The 20,059-nt window shown below is 69.8% G+C and carries 18 protein-coding genes; 13 read left to right on the plus strand and 5 right to left on the minus strand.

The window, feature by feature from the left end; all coding sequences use genetic code 11:
• The first annotated feature begins 72 nt into the window (after window positions 1-72).
• A complete protein-coding gene (locus JRI60_RS19735) occupies window positions 73-1,248 on the plus strand; it encodes a tRNA-uridine aminocarboxypropyltransferase (RefSeq protein ID WP_204227410.1) in 1,176 nt (391 codons plus the stop codon).
• A gap of 4 nt (window positions 1,249-1,252) precedes the next feature.
• Here JRI60_RS19735 and JRI60_RS19740 read toward each other — a convergent pair whose 3' ends face one another.
• Together JRI60_RS19740 and JRI60_RS19745 are read right to left on the minus strand one after the other, a co-directional pair.
• Window positions 1,253-2,512, minus strand: a complete 1,260-nt coding sequence (locus tag JRI60_RS19740; protein ID WP_204227411.1) for a hypothetical protein — start codon at window positions 2,510-2,512, stop codon at window positions 1,253-1,255.
• A gap of 68 nt (window positions 2,513-2,580) precedes the next feature.
• Window positions 2,581-3,072: a PilZ domain-containing protein gene (locus JRI60_RS19745; protein ID WP_204227412.1), complete on the minus strand. Its 492-nt coding sequence runs from the start codon at window positions 3,070-3,072 to the stop codon at window positions 2,581-2,583.
• Window positions 3,073-3,188: 116 nt separating this feature from the next.
• Here JRI60_RS19745 and JRI60_RS19750 point away from each other — a divergent pair, with 116 nt between their 5' ends.
• Window positions 3,189-3,890 carry a hypothetical protein gene (locus JRI60_RS19750; RefSeq protein WP_204229509.1) on the plus strand — a complete coding sequence of 234 codons (702 nt, stop codon included), beginning with the start codon at window positions 3,189-3,191 and terminating at the stop codon, window positions 3,888-3,890.
• 33 nt (window positions 3,891-3,923) lie between these two features.
• A complete protein-coding gene (locus tag JRI60_RS19755) occupies window positions 3,924-4,403 on the plus strand; it encodes a cupin domain-containing protein (RefSeq protein WP_204227413.1) in 480 nt (159 codons plus the stop codon).
• A gap of 4 nt (window positions 4,404-4,407) precedes the next feature.
• Here JRI60_RS19755 and JRI60_RS19760 read toward each other — a convergent pair whose 3' ends face one another.
• Window positions 4,408-5,220 carry an Fpg/Nei family DNA glycosylase gene (locus JRI60_RS19760; protein WP_204227414.1) on the minus strand — a complete coding sequence of 271 codons (813 nt, stop codon included), beginning with the start codon at window positions 5,218-5,220 and terminating at the stop codon, window positions 4,408-4,410.
• A 146-nt stretch (window positions 5,221-5,366) separates the two neighbouring features.
• Between JRI60_RS19760 and JRI60_RS19765 the strand changes: the two genes are divergently transcribed.
• The 5 genes from JRI60_RS19765 (at window position 5,367) to lptE (ending at window position 10,266) form a co-directional block, all read left to right on the plus strand.
• Window positions 5,367-6,014, plus strand: a complete 648-nt coding sequence (locus JRI60_RS19765) for a hypothetical protein (protein ID WP_204227415.1) — start codon at window positions 5,367-5,369, stop codon at window positions 6,012-6,014.
• Between the two features lie 69 nt (window positions 6,015-6,083).
• A complete protein-coding gene (locus JRI60_RS19770; RefSeq protein ID WP_204227416.1) occupies window positions 6,084-6,467 on the plus strand; it encodes a response regulator in 384 nt (127 codons plus the stop codon).
• A gap of 129 nt (window positions 6,468-6,596) precedes the next feature.
• Window positions 6,597-9,095: a leucine--tRNA ligase gene (gene leuS / locus JRI60_RS19775; protein ID WP_204227417.1), complete on the plus strand. Its 2,499-nt coding sequence runs from the start codon at window positions 6,597-6,599 to the stop codon at window positions 9,093-9,095.
• Window positions 9,096-9,107: 12 nt separating this feature from the next.
• Complete coding sequence (locus tag JRI60_RS19780) at window positions 9,108-9,692, plus strand: hypothetical protein (protein ID WP_204227418.1); 585 nt, start codon at window positions 9,108-9,110, stop codon at window positions 9,690-9,692.
• Between the two features lie 31 nt (window positions 9,693-9,723).
• The gene (lptE, locus tag JRI60_RS19785; protein WP_204227419.1) at window positions 9,724-10,266 is read left to right on the plus strand and encodes an LPS assembly lipoprotein LptE; all 543 of its coding nucleotides are present in this window, start codon (window positions 9,724-9,726) and stop codon (window positions 10,264-10,266) included.
• A 12-nt stretch (window positions 10,267-10,278) separates the two neighbouring features.
• Here the strand turns inward: lptE and rpsT are convergent, their stop codons facing one another.
• Together rpsT and mazG are read right to left on the minus strand one after the other, a co-directional pair.
• On the minus strand, window positions 10,279-10,560 hold the full coding sequence (rpsT, locus tag JRI60_RS19790; RefSeq protein WP_204227420.1) for a 30S ribosomal protein S20: 282 nt from the start codon (window positions 10,558-10,560) through the stop codon (window positions 10,279-10,281).
• Between the two features lie 113 nt (window positions 10,561-10,673).
• A complete protein-coding gene (gene mazG, locus JRI60_RS19795; protein ID WP_204227421.1) occupies window positions 10,674-11,846 on the minus strand; it encodes a nucleoside triphosphate pyrophosphohydrolase in 1,173 nt (390 codons plus the stop codon).
• 108 nt (window positions 11,847-11,954) lie between these two features.
• Between mazG and JRI60_RS19800 the strand changes: the two genes are divergently transcribed.
• The 5 genes from JRI60_RS19800 (at window position 11,955) to ybeY (ending at window position 20,023) form a co-directional block, all read left to right on the plus strand.
• Window positions 11,955-14,156 carry a hypothetical protein gene (locus JRI60_RS19800; protein ID WP_204227422.1) on the plus strand — a complete coding sequence of 734 codons (2,202 nt, stop codon included), beginning with the start codon at window positions 11,955-11,957 and terminating at the stop codon, window positions 14,154-14,156.
• Window positions 14,157-14,168: 12 nt separating this feature from the next.
• Window positions 14,169-15,350: a DUF4388 domain-containing protein gene (locus JRI60_RS19805; RefSeq protein ID WP_204227423.1), complete on the plus strand. Its 1,182-nt coding sequence runs from the start codon at window positions 14,169-14,171 to the stop codon at window positions 15,348-15,350.
• A 103-nt stretch (window positions 15,351-15,453) separates the two neighbouring features.
• Entirely contained in the window at window positions 15,454-16,548 is a 1,095-nt protein-coding gene (locus tag JRI60_RS19810; protein WP_204229012.1) for a PhoH family protein, read from the plus strand.
• Between the two features lie 108 nt (window positions 16,549-16,656).
• Window positions 16,657-19,149 (plus strand): HD family phosphohydrolase, encoded by a 2,493-nt coding sequence (locus JRI60_RS19815; protein ID WP_204227424.1) that lies wholly within the window; start codon window positions 16,657-16,659, stop codon window positions 19,147-19,149.
• Window positions 19,150-19,177: 28 nt separating this feature from the next.
• Window positions 19,178-20,023: an rRNA maturation RNase YbeY gene (ybeY, locus tag JRI60_RS19820; RefSeq protein ID WP_204227425.1), complete on the plus strand. Its 846-nt coding sequence runs from the start codon at window positions 19,178-19,180 to the stop codon at window positions 20,021-20,023.
• The last annotated feature ends 36 nt before the right edge of the window (window positions 20,024-20,059 follow it).

The raw sequence follows: 20,059 nt of genomic DNA on the forward strand, positions 1-20,059 counted from the left end.
CCTACACCCGGCCGGGGCCATCCCACACCTCGGCCCTTGCCGGCCCCCCCGGGGTGCCGTTAAAGCGGCGAGGTGCGTTCCCTCTGTCTCCGCTGCCTCCGTCCCCAGGTCACCTGCTACTGCACGCAAGTGCCCCAGGTGGAGTCGCGCACGCGGGTCGTCTTCCTCCAGCATCCCCGGGAGCGGCGGGTGGCCATCGGCACGGCCCGCATGGCGCACCTGGCGTTGCCCAATTCCGAGCTCTACGTCGGCGTGGACTTCTCGGGCCATTCACGGCTCGAGGAGCTGGCCGCCCATCCCGAGCGCGTCGCAGTCCTCTTCCCGGGAGAGGAGGCCATCCCACTCGAGGAGGCGAGGAAGCAGCCCCCCGAGACGCTCATCGTGGTGGATGGTACCTGGCCGCTGGCGCGCAAGGTGGTGAAGACGAACCCGCTGCTGGCGGGGCTGCCGCGCATCGGCTTCGTCCCGCGCCGCCCGAGCAACTACCGCATCCGCGCCGAGCCGGCGGACCACTGTGTCTCCACGATCGAGGCGGTGGTGGAGGTGTTGGGGGCGCTCGAGGGAGCGCAGGAGCGCTTCGACACCATGCTGCGCGCCTTCAACTACATGGTGGACACGCAGCTGGACCGCCAGGCGACGCGGACGGAGCCGCCGCGCCGGCGCATCTACAAGTCCGCGTGGCAGCCGCCGGCGGAATTGCGTGCCATCTCCGAGGACTTCGAGCACCTCGTGCTGCTCTACGCCGAGGCCAACGCGCACCCGTCGGGCGAGGGCATTCCCGCCGAGCTGGTGCACCTGGTGGCGACGCGTCCGTCCACGGGTGAGCGCTTCGAGGCGGTGCTGGCGCCCCGTCAGCCGCTGGCGCGCAGCACCCCGCTGCACGTGGAGCTGCCAGAGGAGACGCTGCTGGCCGGAGAGCCGCTGGAGGCGGGGCTCGCGCGCTTCCAGGCCTTCCTGTGCCCGGGCGACAAGTTCGCGGTGTGGACGACGTTCGCGCTGGACCTGTTGCGGCGCGATGGCTTCCCGGTGCCCGAGGCGGTGAACGTGCGGCTCTCGTGCGCGCGGGCGCTCAAGCACAAGTCGGGAGGTGTGGAGCAGGGGGCGGCGCTGCTGGGCGTGTCCCCGCCCGAGCCCTGGGCGCCGGGACGTGCTGGACGGCGCATCGTGGCGCTGGAGGCGGTGGTGCGCGCCCTCGACGAGCGGGGCCGGGCCACCGAGCCCCCTTCGCGCAACCGGCCCGCGGCCTGACCCTTCAGCGCTTGCCCTGGGCGGGCGTGGTGGCCTTGGTGGGGGAGGGCTTGCCCTGCGTCGCCTGGGTCGTGGGCTTCCGGGGGGCCGGCGGTGCCGCCTTCGCCGGAGCCACCGCCTTCACCTGGACGGGCGTGGCGGGCGGGGGCTCCGCGCGTACCGGCGCGGGAGCGTGACCCGCCGCGAGGAGCGTCTTCATGGAGTCGCGCAGCTCCCCGCGCACCACCGCGCGGACGTCCTCCTGCACCGCCTCCCGCACCTCCCGCTGGATGACGTCCTTGAACTGCTCGCTCTGGAGGGCGGCCCTCAGCTCGTCCTGCACCAGGGACTTCATGTCCCCGCGCAGCTGGCTGCGCAGGTCGTCCTTGAAGTCCGTCTTGAGGGACTGATCCAGCCCCTTCACGTCCTTGTGGAGCGGGTCCACGGCCTTGGTGATGCTGTCGAGCGTGGCGCCGGTGACGGCCATGATGAGCTGCTGGGTGCTCTCGCTCTGGCTCTTGAGCTCCGTCTTGAAGGTGCCCAGGGCGTCGCGCATCGCGCCCAGGGAGGCGATCTCCCGCTTCATGTCGTCCAGCTCCCTGGCGCGGGCGTCCAGCTCGCCCTTCTTCTGATCGAGCAGTGCCTGGGTGTCGCGCAGCAGCATCGTCTGCTGCGAGCAGCGCGCGTCGATGGAGAGCAGGTTGGCGTAGGTGTTGCCGGTCATCTGGCACATCGTCACCGCCTCCTGCGAGTCGAGCAGCACGAGCGAGGCGCTCAGCGCGAGCAGGACGACGGACAGCAGTGTCAGCGCGGCGCCGCGGGTGATGCGCGGGGGCGATTGGAGGCTCGGACGGTCGAACCAGCCCCGCTTCGGGCCCACGAGGCCCGCCAGCGAGATGACCACCAGGGTCAGCAGGGACAGGGCCTTGCCCGGGGTGATTTCCAGCACGAGCTTGGAGACGAGCTGGACGGCCTGCCACGTCGAGCCGGTCTCGATGTCGAGATCACGTCCGGGGGCGCCGTGCTCCGCGCTTCCCCAGGAGGGCTGGTGGGCCTGGCAGAACCCGCGCATGTCGGTGGCCCACGGGGGCATGGCGTCCACGAGCGGGGTGCTCGGGCAGAGGCTGAAGATGTACTTCGAGGTGCCGGTGACGAACGCGTGGTGCGTCCGATGGCGCTCGGAGGCCTTCGCGAGGGCCCAGTTCCACGAGTAACCCAGGGACGCGATCGCCAGGGCGAGTGCGATCCAGGGCAGGGCTCTCTTCGCGAAAGCTCGCAGGGACATCGACGGCGGCTCCTTGAATGGGCTCGTGGGAGGATCGCCCAGTTACCCGGCGGGGACAACGCCCCCTGCTACTGCTGTGTCGAGTTCACCCGCTCCAGGGCGAAGTCGATGAGGGCGATCTCCAGCAGGTCCAGCTCCCGCTCGGTGAGATCCAGGAAGTTGAACGAGGCGCGGTGCTTCTCGTTCTTCAGGAACTGGGAGACGACCCGGACGCGGCCCGCCAGCGTCGAGCCATCGGTGAGCTGAAGCACCACGTCGGGTCGCTCCGACTGTTCCACCGGGTGGGGCATGATCACCGAGAAGCCGCCGTAGGAGATATCCAGGGTGTTGGTCCACACGTTGCCGTAGTTCATCTGGAGCTCCACCGGCAGCGACAGCGCCACGCGGTAGTGGCGCCGGGCCTCGGGGCCCTCGAGCATCAGTCCCTGGGCCTTCAGCAATGTCTTCGCGAACTGCTCGCGCGCACCCAGGTATGCCTGCCGCTCGGTCTCGTCGAGCAGCCCCTGCCGTGCCTTCTCGTGAAGAGTGCGGAACTCGGTGATGAACTGGCTCTCGATCATGGTGTGACCCCTTCTCCACGCTTCCCTCTTACTTAGTGGGAATTCCGCTCCTCCGTCCATCCACGAGTGGGAGACATCCGTATACTCCGCGTCAACCTTCACGACGAGAGGCCTTCATGTACCGTCCATCGTTGCGTCATGCGGTTCTCACCTCGCTGCTCATGTTGTCCGGGGCCTGCAAGGAGGATGATCCGGGTACGTTGACTCCCGTGCCCGATGCGGGGACGAGGGCGCCGGACGCGGGGGAGCCGGACTCGGGTACTCCGGACGCGGGGGAGCCGGACTCGGGCACCCCGGATGCGGGCTCTGGTTTCACGGCCAGTGGTGCGCTGACGCCCGCCACCGGCAAGCAGGTCCCCTCGAGCGCGAAGGTGATGGTGTTCTGGTCGGTGAGCAGCACCTCTCCGGACTACATCTACAAGTTCGGCGGGGGCACCAGCAGCGGGGCCAGCTTCACGCTGCCCATGCCCACGCAGCCCCCCCTGGATGCGTTGAACAGTGGGGAACTGGGCGTGGGCCTGATCGCCCTGCTGCCCGCGGATTACACCCTCGCGGACGGGAAGCTCTCGGAAGAGGCCCTCGAGGGTATCTCGACCAATGGCCTGGGCGGGGCCGCCCAGTACGCCATCATCTACAAGGCCACTCCGACGGTGACGTACTGGAGCTGGGCGAACAGCTTCCCGCTCGGCTACTCCTGCGGCAAGGGAGTCAAGGCCAGGCCAGAGGAGAGCCACGATACGTTCGAGCCCGTGTCGTGCGAGTCGATCGGCATCACGGTCGATGACTTCGGCAACATCGAGTTCGTGAACTGGACCTGACGCCAGGGGCCCGCGGCGTCCTACACTGGGGACATGGTCGATGAACTGGTGAGGACGCTGGGGCTCGCGCCCCACCCGGAGGGAGGCTTCTACCGGGAGACGTGGCGCTCGGAGGTGCCGGTGGAGACGCCGCGCGGAAGACGCGCGGTGGGGACGGCCATCTACTACCTGCTGCCGCGAGGCACGTTCGCGGCCTGGCACCAGGTGACCTCGGACGAGCTGTGGCACTTCTACGACGGGCAGGCGCTGACGATGTACCTGCTCGACGAGCGCCAGGGCCGGCTGGAGACGGTGACGCTGGGGCGCGACGTCACGCGGGGCGAGCGGCCGCAGGTGCTCGTTCCGGCCGGGGTGCTGCAGGCCGCGGAGCCGCGAGGGGACTACACCCTGTGTGGTTGCACGGTGGGCCCGGGTTTCGACTTCGCGGACTGGGAGATGCCCCGGGGCGAGGTGCTGGCGGCCCGCCATCCCGGGCACGCGGAGCTGTTCCGCCGACTCTCCCACCCGGGCTGATACCTCACCTCGTGCTCCGGCGAGGAGCCTGGCAGCGCGGGCAGAAGAACAATGAGCGGCCGGCCAGCTCCTGGCGCGAGATGGACGTGGCGCACCGGGGACAGGGCTGTCCCGCGCGGCCATAGACGTTGAACCTGTCCTCGCGGCGCTTGCCGGGAGTCTCCCAGGGGGCCGGGGGCGCATGGGGCGCGACGATGCGTCCATCCCGGGCCGCGTCCTCCAACAGTTGTCGGAGGGCCTCCCACAGGCGCTCGAACTCGGCCGGGCGCAGCTCCGAGGCGGGACGCAGGGGCGGCAGGCGCGCGAGGAAGAGGGCCTCGGCGCGCAGGATGTTGCCCACGCCCGAGATGCGCTCCTGGTCGAGCAGCGCGGCGGCGAGGGGCGTCCGGCCGCGGCGGAGGGCCTCGAAGGCCCGTGCGGGGGAGGCATCCGGGCGCAGCGGGTCATCCCCGAGGCGGGCGCGGAGGGTGGCCTCGGCCTCGGGGCTCAGCAGCTCACAGGCCTGGGGGCCGGCGAGGTGGAGCGTCGCCCGGGGCGAGGCGAGCCGCAGCCGGCACGAGGGGGAGGGCAGGGGGGCTCCAGCGCGGAAGTGCCGGATGTGGCCGAAGAGGCCGAGGTGGATGTGCAGCAGCACTCCGCCCTCGAAGCGGTGGAAGAGGTGCTTGCCATGGGCCTCCACGCCGAGGAGCGTCCGTCCCGACAGGTGCCGGGCTCCTGGCGAGAAGCGACCCTGCGGCGAGTCCGCGGTGAAGCCTCGCCCCACGAGCCACCGGCGGTGGATGCGGGCGATACGGTGGATGATGTTCCCTTCGGGCATTCCTCCCAGGTAACGCGGAGCACATGACCTGTCTCGTCGGTCTTCGGGAGGCTCGCTCGCCTGGATGTTGATTCCGTGAATATTCGGGCGTGGCGTGCGTCGCCTGTCTGGCCGTCTGCTTTGGGCCTACTCACGGTGAGGTGCACATGAAGCTTCGACGTGGTGGTTTGTTCGCGGTCTCGCTGGTTGCTTCGACCCTGGTGGCATGCGCGCACACTCCGGTGGGGTACCGGATGCCGGGAGAGGACAAGGAAGGCGTGGTCGTCGTCACGGAGCACGATGCCGTGAAGACGAAGCTGCCGGCCTGGTCCGCGTCGATGCCGCTGGTCGAGGAGGGGGAGGACGCCTCGGTGCTGAAGTTCCTGGCCCAGGCCGATGCCTCCGGAGCGAAGTACCTGAGTGGCGTGGACCTGGTGTTCCTGGCCGAGGACGCGGGGTCGCCCATGGAGTGCCGGACGCACTTCCTGCCGGTCGTGGCGGTCGAGACCAAGCGGGTGATACGTGAAAACTTCCCCAAGTACGCGTCGCGGCAGGTCTCCGCCGGGCCCTCGGGAGGGGCGAATCGTCTGCCGGTGCCCGTGCAGGTGAACAACACCAAGACGAACCAGTACGTGTACGTGCACATGACGGACGTCCCGCACTACGACGAGCAGCTGACGGTGAAGCGGTGGCGGTTGTTGAAGTCGGACCCCGAGTGCAAGGCGCTCGAGTCCGGCCCCGACAAGTCCATCGAGCGCGTCGAGGGCCGTGCCTACGGTTGTGATGCCTCCGCCTGCGAGGACAAGAGCCTGTAATCACCGCGCCCGAGCTGGGGGTGTGAAGTCCTCCCCCAGCCGGGCGCCCGGCGGTGTATGTTGACGCCCATGACGCAGCAGATCCGTGCGCTCGTGGTGGACGACTCCCTGGCCATGCGGCGCAGCCTCATGTACGCGCTGCAGCGCCTGGGCTCGTGGGTCCATACCGACGAGGCCCAGGACGGCGCCGAAGGCCTCAAGAAGCTCACCCATGGCCGTTACGATCTCGTCCTCACCGACATCAACATGCCGTTGATGGACGGGCTCAAGCTCATCCGTCACCTCCGGCAGACGGATGCGTACCGCACCGTTCCCATCGTGGTCATCACCACCGAGTCCGCCGTCGAGGACCGGGAGCGCGCCATGGCGCTGGGGGCCAGCGCCTACCTGGTCAAGCCCGTGCAGTCCAAGGTCGTCCAGGACACGGTGAAGAGCCTGCTGCGCCTCGAGTAGCGGTGGCCCGCCCGGCGAGCGCTCGTTCCGGGGCTGGCCCGGGGCCCCGTGCTCCAGCCGTCAGAGGGACATGGACCGGAGCGTCTGTTGTTGCTTGGGGGCTGGCGTCCCACTAAGACGCACCCCGTCATGGCCATGAACGAGCGTTACGAGCCGCAGGCAATCGAGCAGAAGTGGCAGATCCGTTGGGAAGAGGCGGGGGTGTTCCGGGCGGGCAAGCGTCCGGGGGCTCCGAAGAAGTACATCCTCGAGATGCTGCCGTACCCCAGCGGGAAGATGCACATGGGGCACGTGCGCAACTACCTCATCGGTGACGTGTACGCGCGCTTCTTCCAGATGAAGGGCTATGACGTGCTGCACCCCATGGGGTGGGACGCCTTCGGTCTGCCGGCGGAGAACGCGGCCATCAAGGACGGCGTGCACCCGGCGGTGCGCACCCGGGAGAACATCGACTCCTTCAAGAAGGAGATCCGCTCGCTGGGCTACAGCTACGACTGGACCCGCGAGGTCAACACCAGCGAGCCCGAGTACTACCGCTGGAACCAGTGGTTCTTCATCCAGATGCTGGAGCGCGGGCTGGTCTATCGCCGTTTCAGCAAGGTGAACTGGTGTACGGGCTGTCTGACCGTCATCGCCAACGAGCAGGTGAAGGAAGGCACGTGCGAGCGCTGCGAGTCCCCGGTGGTGGACAAGGAGCTGCCCGAGTGGTCCTTCCGCATCACGAAGTACTCGCAGGAGCTGCTGGACGGGTTGGATCAGCTCAAGGAGTGGCCCGAGCGCATCACCTCCATGCAGCGCAACTGGATCGGCCGCTCCGAGGGGGTGGAGGCGGACTTCGACGTCCAGGGCGGTAACGCGCGCATCCGCGTCTTCACCACGCGCATCGACACCATCTACGGCTGCACGTACGTGGTGCTGGCGCCGGACCACAAGCTGGTGTCGCAGATCACCACCCCCGCGCAGCGCGCCGAGGTGGAGGCCTTCGTGAAGAAGATGGCGACCGTCTCCAAGACGGACCGCACCGCCGAGGGCGCCACGAAGGAGGGCGTCTTCACGGGCGCTCACGCCATCAACCCGTTCACCGGCCAGCCGGTGCCCATCTGGATCGCCAACTTCGTGCTGTCCGACTACGGCACGGGCGCGGTGATGAGCGTGCCGGCGCACGACGAGCGCGACTTCGAGTTCGCGCGCAAGTTCGGCCTGCCCGTGAAGGTGGTGGTGCAGCCGGCCTCGGGCGACAAGCTGCCGCCGGGGGACAAGCTGGAGGCGGCGTACACCGAGGACGGCGTGCTGGTGGACTCGGGGGAGCACACCGGGCTGAGCTCGGCCGAGGCGCGCCAGAAGATGGGCGCGAAGCTGAAGGCCGAGGGCCGCGGCGAGCCCAAGGTGACGTACCGCCAGAAGGACTGGGGCTTCAGCCGCCAGCGCTACTGGGGCACGCCCATCCCCATCGTCTACTGCGAGAAGTGCGATCCGGAGCGCAAGGGCCAGCCGGTGCCGCTGGATCAGCTGCCGGTGCGCCTGCCGGAGATCGACACCCAGGCGGTGCTGACGGGCAAGGGCGAGCCGCCCCTGGCCAAGGTGCCCTCGTGGGTGAACACCACCTGCCCCAAGTGCTCCGGCCCCGCCAGGCGCGAGGCGGAGACGATGGACACCTTCGTCGACTCCTGCTGGTACTTCGCGCGCTACCTGTCGCCGAAGTACGACGCGGCGCCCTTCGACGCGAAGGAGGCCCAGCGCTGGTTGCCGGTGGACGTGTACGTGGGCGGCCCCGAGCACGCGGTGATGCACCTGCTGTACTTCCGGTTCTGGACCCGGGTGATGAAGCTGCTGGGGTTGAGCCCGGTGGACGAGCCCGTCACGCGGCTGGTGACGCAGGGCATCGTCAACGGCCCGGACGGGCGGAAGATGTCCAAGCGTTGGGGCAACGTGGTGGCGCCCGCCTCCATCGTGTCCAAGTACGGCGCCGACACCGCGCGCGCCTACGTGCTGTTCGCCGGCCCGCCGGAGCGTGACTTCGACTGGTCCGACGACCAGGTGGAGGGCGCCTTCCGCTTCCTGAAGCGGGTGTGGACGCTGGCCGTGCAGCACCAGGGCGCGGTCGGGGCCACGCACACGGGGGCCTTCGAGGGCAAGGCGCTGGAGATCCGCCGCGCCGCGCACAAGTGCCTGAAGCGGGTGGGGGAGGCCATCGAGCGCCTGTCCTTCAACACGGCCATCGCCGGCACCATGGAGTACGTGAACGCGCTGTACGCGCTGGGCACGCCGGAGACGGCCGCGGAGAAGGCCGCCATGGTGGAGGCCATCCGGACGCTGACGGTGGTGCTGACGCCGTTCGCCCCGCACCTGGCCGACGAGATCGCCGAGGCCTACGGCTCCAAGGAGTTCACCGTGACGCAGGGCTGGCCGGAGTTCGACCCGGCCCTGGTGGTGGACGACGTGATTCCGTACGCGGTGCAGGTGAACGGCAAGCTGCGTGCGGAGATCCGCGTGTCGGCGGACGCGGCCGAGGCGGACGTGCGCGCCGTGGCCGAGGCCGATGAGCGGGTGCAGGCCGCCATGGCGGGCAAGACGCTGCGCAAGTTCGTCTTCGTGCCCAAGCGGCTGGTGAACTTCGTCGTCGGCTGAGACGGGGGCCCGGTGCCGACCGAGGTCCTCGTCATGTGCACGCGGTGCGGCCGCCCCCAGCGCGCGGGGGCGGGCCGCTGTGCCGCGTGTGGAGCCGAGCTGCCGGAGGCGCCCCTGCCTTCGCCGGCTGGCTCCTCCTCGGGTCCCTTCCTCTCGGCGGAGCTCGCGGGGGGGCGCGTCCTCGTCGGCGAGGGCAACCGCCTCTCCTTCCGTCCGGGCGCCTCCGCCACGCCCTTCCTCCTCGAGCTGCCCGGCCTGCGCCGCCTGTCGCTGGTGCGCCGGCCGCGCTACGAGGCCCTGCTCCTCACCGCCGTGGCGCTCGGGCTGTTGCCCTTCGTTCCCCTGGCGGTGGCGCGGGGAGTGCTCGTGCTGGTGGCGCTCGCGGGCGTGGCCCTCGCGCTCTCCGGGCGGCGCTACACGCTCGTCCTGGAGTCCTCGGGCCAGGTGGAGACGCGCTGGGACCTCGGGGCCGTGCGGCGGGGCTCTCCCCAGGAGCAGCGCCTGCGGGACGCCTGGAGCACGCTCTCGGGCGTGGTGCGCTCGCGAGGCGTGGAGGTGAGCGAGTCCTTCTCGCGGGACGGCTCCCCTCGCGCTTGACCGCGGGGATCGCACCGCTACTGTGGGCGTCATGTCCCGGTTGAGCGCGGTGGGGTGGGTCTTCTTGCTGTCAGGTCTCGGGTGTGGCTACCGCTTCACGTCCAGGAGCGCGGGGCTGCCCGAGGGGGTGCACTCGGTGTGTGCCCCCGTCTTCCGCAACGACACGTCCGAGCCGGGCCTGGAGCTGCTCTTCACCCAGGCCTTCCGTCAGGAGCTGGGGCGGACCGGGGCGCTCGGAGGGACGGGGGCGTGCGATGCGTCGGTGGAGGGCGTGGTGGTGTCCGTGAGCAGCGCGCCCACCATCGTCACCGAGCCCGTCTATCAGGGGAACACCTTGGTGGCCGGCTCGCAGCTCGCCAGCTATCGCGCCTCGGCGGCGGTGCTGTTGCGGCTGTCGAAGGACGGACAGGTGCTGTCGGAGACGACCGTCTCCGGCAACGAGGACTTCCTTCCGGGCACGGCGAGCGCGTCCGGCGATGTCCTGGAGGTGGAGGCCAACCGGCAGGCCGCGCTTCACCGTCTCGCGGAGACGCTGATGCGCGAGGGATTCGACCGGTTGGCCAGCAACTGGTGACGACCGCGACGACTACTTCGCGGCGGCGGCGGCCTTGGCGCGGTTGGTGGCCTTGGCCAGCCGGGAGATGCGGCGCGAGGCGGCGCGCTTGTGCACGACACCCTTGGAGGCGGCCTTGTTGATGGTGCGCGTGGCGGCCTTGAGGGCATCCGCGGTCTTACCCGCGTCCTTCGTGGTCAGGGTCTCGCGCAGGCTCTTCACGGCGTCCTTCACCGTGGTGCGGATGTTGATGTTGCGGGCGCGGCGCTTCTGCGCCTGGCGGTTACGCTTCTCTGCGGACTTGGTGTTGGCCAAGGTGATCTCCAGCTTACTTCTGTGGAAAAGAGGGGCCGTACCTACTTCGGCGCCTACCGAGCGTCAAGGCTTGCGTGATCCGTGCCACGGATCGGACGCTCGTCACACATCAATCAGCGGCCTCCGAAGGCGTATTCCCACCGGAAGCCGGCCGGATCCCGGAAGGTGATCCGCCCGGAGCCGGCCTCGCCCTCCACGACGCACCCCGGCCACGCCTTCTCCAGGGTGGTGCGCAGCCGCTCCACCGCCGCGGCGGACGGTGCCCCAAAGGTGAGGGTAGCGGGGGAGGGAGCGCCGGCTCCCGCCGTGAAGGCGAGCCGGTACAGTCCGTCACCGTACACCGCCTCGTCCGGCGCACCCCGCTCGGCGCTCCAGCCGAGGAGGGGGGCCACGGCGTCCCAGAAGGCCCGCTGGGCGGCGAGGTCCGCCACCAGGAGGCGCAGCCCCACCAGGGGCGCGCGGGGGACGCGGGTCGGGGGCGGAAGGGCCTTCTCCACCCCCTTGGCTGCCTGCCAGTGGCGCTCCATGTGCTCCAGCGTGGCCTCGCCCAGCGGCACGCCCTCCGAGCGCAGGGCGGACTCGATGTGCTGGAAGCGCGTGGTGAAGCGGCGGATGGCCATGCGCAGCGCGTCCTCGGCGGGCGTGTGGAGGAAGCGCGCGAGGTTGGCCAGCGAGAAGAGGACGTCGCCCAGCTCGTGCTCCAGCTCGTCCCGGTTTCCCGAGGCGATGGCCTCGTCCAGCTCCCCCAGCTCCTCGTACAGCTTGGCGCGCACCTCCTGGACGCTCGGCCAGTCGAACCCGATGCGGCTCGCCTTCTCGGTGAGCCGCTCGGCACGCATCAGCGAGGGCGCGGCCGTGGGCACACCGTCGAGCACCGAGCCCTCCCGGCCCGTCTTCTTCTTGCGCTCCTCCGCCTTGAGCTTCGCCCAGTTGGCCAGCGGCTGCGGGGTGCCGTCCGCCTGCTTCTCTCCGAAGACGTGTGGGTGCCGGTGGGTGAGCTTGTCGCTGATCGACTGGCACACGTCCGCCATGGAGTACTCCCCCAGCTCCTCCGCCAGCCGGGCGTGGAAGACGATCTGGAAGAGCAGATCCCCATGCTCCTCGCACAGCGCCCGCCACGGACCGCCCTCGGCCACCCGGTCCATTTCGTCGAGGACCTCGAACGCCTCCTCGAGCAGGTACGGACGCAGCGAGCGCAGGTCCTGCTCCCTGTCCCAGGGACAGTCGGCTCGCAGGCGGGCCATGATTCCCATCAGCCTGTCCAGTTGCTCCCCTGCTGCACTCACGTTTTCCTCTCCTGTCCGAGCAAGCGGGCTCCTGTAGCATGCGGGGAACCGTCGGCGAGACGGGACAACTTCCTGTGGACGGCCCCGTCGCCTATCATCCGGGCCTGAATGTCGCGCCTTCCCCTGTTGCGCTTCCTGTCGTTGATGATGTGCCTCGCGCTGTGGCTGCCGGCACGTCCCGCGCATGCGCAGAAGAAGCCGCAGCGCCAGGCTCCCGCGGTGCAGAAGCCGTCGTATCAGGATCCTTCGATGTTGGAGCCGGAGGAGATGACGGTCGAGCCCGATGAGACGGAGATCGACGACTCGTCCGAGGAGTCGGGCGAGGGCTCCACGCGTCAGGGCCGTGGCAAGAAGGGCAAGAACAAGAAGGGCTCGGAGGAGGACGAGGCCGAGCAGCCCGCGGAGATGACGGAGACCCCCGCGGCCGCCGCGGCGCCTCCGCCCGCTCCGGCGCCGGTGGTGCGTCCTCCGCCCCCGCCCATCCTCACCCCGCGCGTCACCGACGCGGATCTCCAGGCCGTGTGGGACCGGTGGCAGAAGGCGGTGGCCGCGCTGGACATGGAGGCGGCCCGGAAGGCCCAGCAGGAGCTGGTGTCCCTCAAGGACGACGTGGGGGCGCTGGACATGGAGGCGCTCAGCATCGGCTTCATCCGGGCGGCCGAGGGGCGGCGCAAGGCCAACGACACGGCCGGCGCGCTGCAACTGGTGGAGCACGCGGTGGCGCTCTCGCCCAACCTTCCCTATGCGCGGCTCGCGCTCGCCGAGGCCTATGCCCGCCGCTCTCCTGGCGACGTGGGCGCGTACTCCCGTGAGCTCAAGGCCGCGCTCGAGGTGATGCTGAAGGACCCGCGCTACCGGCGTCCGGCGCTGGCGGACCTCGGGGCGGTGTGCCTGGTGGCGCTGCTGGCCACGGCGGCGGTGGTGGTGGGCGTGCTCTTCCTGCGGCGGGTGCGCTACTTCCTCCACGACTTCCACCACCTGCTTCCCCGGGCGGCGGCGAGGTGGCAGTCCGCGGCCCTCGCGGTGCTGCTGGTGATCGGCACGCCCCTGGCGCTGCGGTGGGGCCTGGTGCCCGTGCTGCTCCTGCTGCTGGCGTCGGTGTCCCTCTACCTGACGGTGGTGGAGCGGGCGGTGGCCACGGTGCTGCTGGTGCTGGCGGCGATGGTGCCGTTCGCCGCCGGGCAGATCGCCCGGACCGCCTCCTTCGCCGGGACGGTGGCCGAGGACGTCTACGTGCTCGAGCGCGGTGGGCTCGCGGCGGAGCAGGTGGCGGATCGGGTGCGCGCGCGGCACGAGAAGAAGCAGGCCGGCTTCGCGGAGCTGTTCGCGCTCGGGCACTTCGAGGCCCGCCGCGGGCAGATGGAAGAGGCCATCACCCACTACAAGGCGGCGGCGGTCCTGAAGCCCGGGCACGCGGTGCTGATGACCAACCTGGCCAACGCGATGCTGGCCACGGGCGATCAGGATGGCGCGGCGCGGCTCTACGCCGAGGCCTCGGGCGCGGATCCTTCGCTGGCCGCTCCCGCCTTCAACCTGGCCGAGGTGTACCGCCGGCGTGCCGCGGTGGCGCCGGACCTGGAGATCGGCTCCGAGAACCAGAAGGCCCGCGATGCCCTGGGGGCCGCGCAGCGCCTGGATCCCTCCCTGTTGATGTGGCAGCGCCCGCCGGAGGATCGCCTGCTGATGAACCGCGTCCTGCTCGGCCCGGCGCTCGTCGAGGCGGACCTGCCGGCGACCGAGGACGCGGTGGCGGGAGATCGGGTGGAGGCGCAGCTGTCGCGCCGGCTGCTCGGTGGCGGCTCGGGTGCCGCCGCCTGGGGCCTGCCGGCGCTGGGCGCGCTGCTCGTCTTCGGGTTCGGCTTCGCCACCCGGTCGATGAAGGCCTCGCGCGAGTGCGAGAAGTGTGGCCGTCCGGTGTGCCGGCGGTGCGACAAGGAGCTGGGCGTGGCCGCCAAGATGTGCGCCCAGTGCGTCAACGTCTTCTCGCGCAAGGGCGCGGTGGAGGCGCGCGTCCGGGCCCGCAAGCAGATTGAAATCGAGCGCAACCGCAGGCTGGAGAGCGGAGTGTCGTTCGCCATCGGCTCGCTGGTGTCCGGCGCGGGCCACCTCTTCCAGGGGCTGGCGGTGCGTGGCGCCATCTACGCCTTCTTCTTCCTGCTGGCGGTGTCCGGCGTGCTGCTGCGCTCCGGGGTGCTGCGCTCGCCCTACGGCGAGGTGCCGATGTACCTCAAGCTGGCCCCGCTGTTGCTCTTCCTCATTCCCCTCCACCTTTTGACGTTGCGCGGCCTGTACCGCCGCCAGAACGAGTAGGTCGGAACGACGATGGCCCTCTCGGGAACGCTCAAGGACTTTGGTATCGCGGACATCCTGCAGCTCATCGGGCAGCAGCAGAAGACCGGTGTCCTCTACCTCAAGAGCAAGGAGCAGGAGGTCCAGGTCTTCTTCCGGGACGGCAACATCGTCCGCGCCGAGAGCGTCACGCGGAAGAGGAAGGACCTCATCGGCAACATGCTGGTGCGCGCCGAGCTCATCTCCGAGCAGCAGCTCGAGAGCGCGCTGGACGTGCAGAAGCGCACCCTCAAGCGGCTCGGGGACGTGCTCATCGCCAGCGGCTTCATCACCGCCGAGAAGCTCAAGCAGATGATGCAGCTCCAGGTGACGGAGACCCTCTACGGGCTCTTCTCCTGGAAGGCGGGCACCTACGAGTTCAAGCAGGAGGATGTGCAGGCCGACGGGGACTCCATCACGCCGCTGCGCGCCGAGAGCGTGCTGATGGAAGGCTTCCGGATGGTGGACGAGTGGCCCCACGTCCGGAAGAAGATCTCCCACGAGGCGATGACCTTCGAGAGGGTCAAGGAGCTGCCCGCCTCCAAGGCCAAGGAGAAGGAGGACGACTTCGACGCCGCCTTCGACGACGCCTTCTCCGAGGAGAAGAAGGACGAGAACAAGGGCGAGTTCAAGTCCATCGGCAGCTCCGAGCGCCGCGTCTACGGCCTCATCGGCCCCGGCCGCGACGTGCGCAAGCTGGTGGACCTCAGCGGCCTGGGCGAGTTCGAGACCTGCAAGGCGCTCGTCAACCTGCTCAACCTCGAGTACGTCCGTGCCATCCAGCCCACGGGCCGGGCCGCCTCCGCGGGCGGGGCGGGCATGCTCGTCCGGGTGGGCGGCATGGTGGCCCGGGGCGTCGTCACCATGGTGGTGCTGGTCGCGCTCGGCTTCGTCGGCTCGCGGCTCAAGCCGGACACCTGGGACCTGGGCGACGAGTCCGCCTCCTCGTACGCGGACCCGGCCGCCCAGCGGCTGCTGGCCCGGGCCCAACAGGCCCGAATCGAGTCCGCCCTGGAGGTGTTCCGTCTTGAAAAGGGGAACCTTCCGGAGCGGTTGGATGCGCTGGTGGAGGTGGGTCTCCTACAGCGGGAGGATCTCCGTTACCCCTGGCGGGACGATTACTACTATCGCCGCACGTCAGACCGTCAGTTCATCCTCCTACCTCCCCTGCGCTAGGCGGCACGCTTGCTTCCGCTCTTTCGCTGGCAGCGGGAGGACGTTAGCTTGAAGTGTGAGGTCGATTTTGGGACCGGAAACCCGCCCCGAGGGATTGGACGAATTGCGAAACCCCGCCACTGTAGAGGCCCCGGCAGTCAGCCCCACCTCCGCCAAGGTGGATGTCCGTGACAACGCGACGACCCTGGCGCTGTGTGGCAACCAGAACGAGAACCTGAAGCTCATGGAGCGGCGCCTCGGCGTCCGGATCGGACAGCGGGGCACCGAGCTCCACCTGTCCGGACCGGCCGACGCCGTCGCGTTCACGGTGCGCCTGGTGGAGAACCTCGAGGGCATCATCCGCGCCGGCCGCCCCGTCTACCGTGAGGACGTGGAGCAGGCCATCAAGGTGCTGGGCCGCGGCGGCGCGGAGAGCCTCCAGGAGGTCATGCTCGGCCCCGTGCTCAAGAGCTCGGGCAACAAGCAGATCTCCCCCAAGAGCATCGCGCAGAAGCGCTACGTGGACGCCATCCGCGCCCATGACATCGTCTTCGGCATCGGCCCGGCGGGTACCGGCAAGACGTACCTGGCCATGGCCATGGCGGTGTCCTTCCTCCAGGAGCGCAAGTTCAAGCGCATCGTCCTGGCGCGTCCCGCCGTGGAGGCCGGCGAGAAGCTGGGCTTCCTCCCCGGTGACCTGGCCGAGAAGGTCAACCCCTACCTGCGCCCGCTCTACGACGCCCTCCACGACATGATGGCCGTCGAGCGCGCCATCCAGCTCATCGAGCAGGGTGTGGTGGAGGTGGCCCCGCTGGCCTTCATGCGCGGCCGCACGCTCAACGACTCCTTCGTCATCCTCGACGAGGCGCAGAACACCACCGTCGAGCAGATGAAGATGTTCCTCACCCGTCTGGGCTACAACAGCAAGGCGGTCATCACCGGCGACGTGACGCAGGTGGACCTGCCCACGGGCAAGACGAGCGGCCTGCACCACGCGCGCTCCATCCTGAAGAACATCGAGGGCATCAACATCTCCGAGTTCACCGAGGTGGACGTGGTCCGCCACCCGCTGGTGCAGGAGGTGATCCGCGCCTACGATCGCTTCGACGCGGCGCAGCAGGCCGCCAAGGCGCTCGCCAAGGAGGCGGAGGGGGCCCCGGCTCCCGGAGCGGCTCCCACTCCGGCCGAGGCGACGGAATCCGACACGCCAAACCCTTGATTTTACAGGGTCGATGAACGGGCGAGCGGGCAGGGGCGGCGGACAGGCACTCCCGCCGCCCGCTTTGCTTGAAGAACCCGCCACCCCTCCCATAGGTTGAGTACCCCCATGGCCGAACCGGAATCGTCGCCCCCCGGACCCAGTCCGCTGGACGCACTCGCACACCGCTTCCGGCTCAGTCCCCGGTGGGGTCGACGTTTGACGAGCGTGCTGTTGCTGCTGGCGGTGTCGGTGGCCTCCGGCTTCGTCATCTCCCCTGGCCTCTACAGCCAGCAGATCCCCGCCCTCACCGAGGACCACCTGGGCAAGCCCTTCCGGGCGAGTTCCCCGGCGGGCTTCAAGGCCGGGCGGGACTACGAGATCATCCACCAGGCGATGACCGAGCAGCGGCGCCAGGAGGCGCGCGGCGCGGTGCGGCCGGTGTACGACCTGAGCCCGGGGGTGGTGTCGGAGGTACGCGCCGGGGTGAGCGGGGCCTTCACGGAGATGCGCCAGCGCCTGGCGGCGGCGAAGGAGCCCGCCGACGAGGTCGCGGTCGCCCAGCCGGTGGAGGCGCAGAAGCCCCCGGCGCGCAAGCCGACCCAGGCGGAGGAGCGTGAGCGCCAGCGCCGCGAGCTGGACGCGCTGCGGGAGGACTTCCAGGTGCTCCTGTTCGGGCGCAAGGACGCGGGGCTCGAGCCGGAGGACTTCCAGGCGTTGCACGCGGCGCGCTTCTCCGAAGCGGTGGAGGCGGCCACGCTGGTGCTGGTGGAGCGGGCCTACGGCTTCTCCGAGCCCACGGCGGTGTTCATCGCGAGCTCGCGAGAGGAGCTGTCGCGCGAGGGCCCCCAGGGCATCACCGTGAGGGACCTGCGGCACAACGGCGAGCAGATGCTGCCTGGAACGTCGCCCACGGTGGTGGACGTGCGCGAGGCCTACATGGAGCTGGACCGGTTCGCCTCCATTCCGGGCAACCTGCTGCCGGACTCGCCGGGCGTGCAGCGCCGGGCGGTGCTGCGGCTGGCCAAGCGGCTGGTGCGGCCCAACCTCACCATCAACCTGGCGGAGACGGACGCGCGGCGGCGTCAGGCGGCGATGGCGGTGAAGGACGTCTTCATCTCCATCAAGAAGGGCCAGCGGGTCATCGGCGACGGGGAGCTGGTCAACGAGACGCACCTGGTGACCATCCGGGGCATGCGCTCGCAGACGGACCGGTTGGATCTGGTGCAGCTGCAGGTGGGGGGCACGGGGCTGGTGGCGCTGCTCATCTCGGCGACGTACCTGTTCTGCCGGGCGGCCTTCCGGCGCTTCCGTCCCACACGCAAGGACGGGCTGCTGCTGGGCCTGCTGCTGGTGACGATGCTGGGGCTGTTGCAGCTCTGGGTGTCCATCGCGGACGCGGTGCAGGACCGGTACGCGGCGCTGCCGCTGGAGGCCTTCTATTACGCCTTCCCGGTGGCGGCCGGGGCCATGCTGGTGCGCTTCGTCCTCTCCGAGGAGCTGGCGCTCTTCTTCGCGCTGGTGATGGCGTGCCTGGCCGGGGTGATGCTGGGCAACTCGCTGTCCTTCGGCATCTATGCCCTGGTGGGCGCGCTGGTGGCGGCGGACCGCATCACCAAGGCCAAGGACCGCGTGGGCATCTTCAAGGCGGGCCTGTCCACGGGCGCCGTCAACCTGCTGGCGGTGTTCTGCCTCTTCCTGGCCGAGGGCAAGGGGCTCAACAGCGACACGGCCATGACCGCGGTGTTCGCCTTCGCGGGCACGTCCCTGGCGGTGCCGGTGGTGGTGCTGGCGCTCACCCCGCTCATCGAGTCCGTGTTCGGCTACGCGTCGGACCTGAAGCTGCTGGAGCTGGCCAACCTGAACCACCCGGCCCTCAAGGAGCTCATCGTCCAGGCGCCGGGCACCTACCACCACTCCATCATCATCGGCACGTTGGTGGAGAACGCGGCGGAGGCCATCGGCGCCAACCCGCTGCTGGCGCGCTCGTGCGCGTACTACCACGACATCGGCAAGGGCCGGAATCCGCTCTACTTCGGCGAGAACCAGAAGGGCGAGAACAAGCACGACAGCCTCGCCCCGGCGATGAGCGCGGTCATCATCAAGCGCCACGTCACCGAAGGCCTGGAGATGGCGCGCCAGTACCGGCTGCCCAAGCTGGTGGCGGATGCCATTCCCCAGCACCACGGCACGCGGCTGGTGGGCTACTTCTTCCACAAGGCCCTGAAGGAGCAGGAGGGCAAGGAAGGCGCCCAGCCCCTGGACGAGAGCATCTACCGCTATCCGGGCCCCAAGCCGCAGTTCCGCGAGGCGGCGCTGGTGATGATCGCCGACGCGGTGGAGGCCTCGACGCGCTCGCTGCCCGAGCCCTCCACGCCCCGGCTGCACACGCAGGTGCAGAAGATGATCAACCTCATCTTCTCCGAGGGGCAGCTGGACGAGTGCGATCTGACACTGCGGGACTTGAACCTCATCGCGCAATCCTTCCTGCACACGCTGGAGGGCATCTACCATGCGCGCCCGGAGTACCCGGCGGGCGCGCTGCAGGCGGGCCCCAAGGGGGCGGCGTTGACGGTGGCGGGGACGAAGCAGGACGGCAAGGCGCGCCCGGCGGGCACCTGAGGCGCGTGTCCGTGGGAGGCCGAACGTGGTGAAGCTGCGCAAGGGGAAGCTCATTCCCCGCGAGGACGGAAAGCGCGTCGAGGAGTTCGTGGGCGCGGCGACGACGGGCACCGAGTCCATGTCGGTGGCGCGCATGTTGGCGCCGCCGGGCTGGTCCGCGCCGGCGCGCACCGCCCGGTTCGACGAGGTGGTCATCGTCCTCAAGGGCGAGCTGACGCTGGTGGTGGATGGACGCAGCCAGCGGATCGCCGAAGGGGAGATGGGGCTGGTGCCCAAGGACCACCGGGTGGTGTTCCGCAACGAGGGGCAGGGGGCGTGCGACTACTACTCGGTCTGCGCGCCGGCCTTCCGGGTGGAGCTGGCCCACTTCGAGGAGGAGCCCGAGGAGCAGGAGGACAACCGGGTGACGCTGCAGGTGGCGCACCCGCAGGGCAAGCGCTTCGCGAAGCTGGTGACGGAGCTGGCGGAGACGTTCCTGCGCAAGCTGGAGCTGACGGGGTGCGAGCTGTCCATCTCCCTGGTGGGAGACCACGCCATCCGCCGGCTCAACCGCACGTGGCGCAAGAAGGACAAGGCGACGGACGTGCTGAGCTTCCCGGCGGGAGACCTGCCCAAGGGGACTCCGGGACCGAGGCAGCTCGGAGACGTGGTCATCTCGCTGGACACGGCGAAGCTGCAGGCGAAGGAGTACGAGCGCACGCTGGAGTCCGAGGTGGCGCGCTACCTGGCGCACGGGCTGCTGCACCTGCTGGGGTATGACCACGAGCGCCCCAAGGACGCGCAGAAGATGGCGCGCGCCGAGGAGCGGCTGCTGGGCGAGAGCGGCATGGTGGGCGACGCGGTGGCTCCGCGGGCCCGCAAGCTCATGACCTGAGCGGAGCGCTCACCACCACCGCACGTTGCCTCATGC

Source organism: Archangium violaceum (genome assembly GCF_016887565.1).
In the GTDB taxonomy this organism is placed as follows: Bacteria; Myxococcota; Myxococcia; order Myxococcales; family Myxococcaceae; genus Archangium; species Archangium violaceum_B.

What these genes read in the sequence shown, in the direction of transcription:
- JRI60_RS19815 (WP_204227424.1), top strand. Translation starts at nt 16,657, where the DNA reads ATGGCCGAACCGGAATCGTCGCCCCCCGGACCCAGTCCGCTGGACGCA.
- JRI60_RS19750 (WP_204229509.1), top strand. Translation starts at nt 3,189, where the DNA reads ATGTACCGTCCATCGTTGCGTCATGCGGTTCTCACCTCGCTGCTCATG.
- JRI60_RS19755 (WP_204227413.1), top strand. Translation starts at nt 3,924, where the DNA reads ATGGTCGATGAACTGGTGAGGACGCTGGGGCTCGCGCCCCACCCGGAG.
- JRI60_RS19760 (WP_204227414.1), bottom strand. Translation starts at nt 5,220, where the DNA reads ATGCCCGAAGGGAACATCATCCACCGTATCGCCCGCATCCACCGCCGG.
- JRI60_RS19745 (WP_204227412.1), bottom strand. Translation starts at nt 3,072, where the DNA reads ATGATCGAGAGCCAGTTCATCACCGAGTTCCGCACTCTTCACGAGAAG.
- leuS (WP_204227417.1), top strand. Translation starts at nt 6,597, where the DNA reads ATGGCCATGAACGAGCGTTACGAGCCGCAGGCAATCGAGCAGAAGTGG.
- JRI60_RS19765 (WP_204227415.1), top strand. Translation starts at nt 5,367, where the DNA reads ATGAAGCTTCGACGTGGTGGTTTGTTCGCGGTCTCGCTGGTTGCTTCG.
- JRI60_RS19800 (WP_204227422.1), top strand. Translation starts at nt 11,955, where the DNA reads ATGTCGCGCCTTCCCCTGTTGCGCTTCCTGTCGTTGATGATGTGCCTC.
- lptE (WP_204227419.1), top strand. Translation starts at nt 9,724, where the DNA reads ATGTCCCGGTTGAGCGCGGTGGGGTGGGTCTTCTTGCTGTCAGGTCTC.
- JRI60_RS19770 (WP_204227416.1), top strand. Translation starts at nt 6,084, where the DNA reads ATGACGCAGCAGATCCGTGCGCTCGTGGTGGACGACTCCCTGGCCATG.
- JRI60_RS19805 (WP_204227423.1), top strand. Translation starts at nt 14,169, where the DNA reads ATGGCCCTCTCGGGAACGCTCAAGGACTTTGGTATCGCGGACATCCTG.
- JRI60_RS19740 (WP_204227411.1), bottom strand. Translation starts at nt 2,512, where the DNA reads ATGTCCCTGCGAGCTTTCGCGAAGAGAGCCCTGCCCTGGATCGCACTC.